This window comes from Streptomyces sp. NPDC058872 (genome assembly GCF_042743065.1).
Taxonomy (GTDB): Bacteria; Actinomycetota; Actinomycetes; order Streptomycetales; family Streptomycetaceae; genus Streptomyces.
The window spans coordinates 1-1,452 of sequence record NZ_JBHYMK010000153.1; the positions used below are offsets into that span (position 1 = coordinate 1).

The following is a 1,452-nucleotide window of genomic DNA, read 5'->3' on the forward strand; positions in this document are numbered from 1 at the left end:
TACTCCAGTCTGGTTTCGCGATCTTGTGGCGACCCTGGCTGGGAACGGGTACGGCCACCGCGTGATCATCGGTTGGTGTGTGGACAAACGAAGATCGTGCGGTGGCCGCTGGCCATAGCGTAGACCCTGCACGCTGGCGGGTGATGTTCGAGCAGGCCATGGCCCGGATCGCGGGCCGGTTCAGCCGAGTTGAACCCCGGGCTACCGCCCGCGCCTATCTGCTCGGGCTGCTGTCGCATGTCGAGCGGAAGAACTGCTGGCAACTGGCCGAACAGGCCGGCCTGGCCCGACCGGGGCCGATGCAGCGTCTGCTGCGCTATGCCCGTTGGGACGCCGACTCCGTCCGCGACGACATCCGCGCCTACGCCGTTGAACACCTCGGCACCGACGGCGGCGTCCTCATCGTGGACGAGACCGGCTTCCTGAAGAAGGGCCGGGCTTCGGCGGGCGTCCAGCGCCAGTACACCGGCACCGCGGGCCGCATCGAGAACTCCCAGGTCGGGGTCTTCCTCGCCTATGCCACCAGCCGGGGGCGGACGCTGATCGACCGCCGGCTCTACCTGCCCGAGCACTCCTGGTGCACCGACGCCGAGCGCCGCCGGGCGGCGGGGATACCCGACGAGGTGCAGTTCCAGACCAAACCCCGCCTCGCCTGGGAGATGATCGCCGCCACGCTGGACGCCGGGGTGGAGGCACCATGGGTGACCGGCGACGAAGCATACGGACAGGACCCGCAGCTTCGCGCCGCTCTGGAGGCACACGGCACCGGCTACGTGATGGCCGTCGCCTGCTCGACACGGGTGCGGATCAACCACGGCCGCACCCCCATCCGCGCGGACACCGTCGCCGGCCGCCTGCCCGCCACTGCCTGGCAGCGGCACAGCGCGGGCAACGGCGCGAAGGGCCCGCGCCACTACGACTGGGCCTGGATCCACATCGGCACCGACGAACACCGCCACCTGCTGATCCGCCGCAATCGCACCACCGGCGAACTCGCCTTCTACCTGTGCTGGTCACCCACCACGGTCACCCTGGCCGAGCTGGTCCGCGTCGCCGGCGTCCGCTGGAGCGTCGAGGAGTGCTTCCAGGCCGCCAAGGGCCAGGTCGGACTTGACCACTACCAGGTCCGCAACTGGACCGCCTGGCACCGGCACATCACTCTCGCCATGCTCGCCCTGGCCTTCCTGACCGCCGTCGCCGCAGACGCGGCACCGCAGCGGCCCACCGGCCCGCACCACCCAGCCCGCAACAGCGAACCGATCTCCTTGACCGTCCCGGAGATCCGACACCTGCTTACCGCCGTCTTCGGCCCGCCGGCCGTGACCGCCGCCAGGCTGCTGCACTGGTCAATCTGGCGCAGACGCCACCAGGCAACAGCCCGACAAAGCCACTACCAACGACGGTCCGCCAACGAACCCACCGGGTAGATCACAAAACCGCACTGGAGTACTA

Annotated in this window: 1 protein-coding gene; it reads left to right on the forward strand. The window is 69.6% G+C overall.

The annotated features are described in order from the left end of the window. The first annotated feature begins 158 nt into the window (after positions 1-158). Complete coding sequence (locus tag ACFW22_RS35870) at positions 159-1,427, forward strand: IS701 family transposase (protein WP_386412998.1); 1,269 nt, start codon at positions 159-161, stop codon at positions 1,425-1,427. Positions 1,428-1,452: the final 25 nt, after the last annotated feature.

Bases quoted from the DNA above. Each gene is read 5' to 3' on its own strand.
- ACFW22_RS35870 (WP_386412998.1), top strand. From the start codon at position 159: ATGGCCCGGATCGCGGGCCGGTTCAGCCGAGTTGAACCCCGGGCTACC.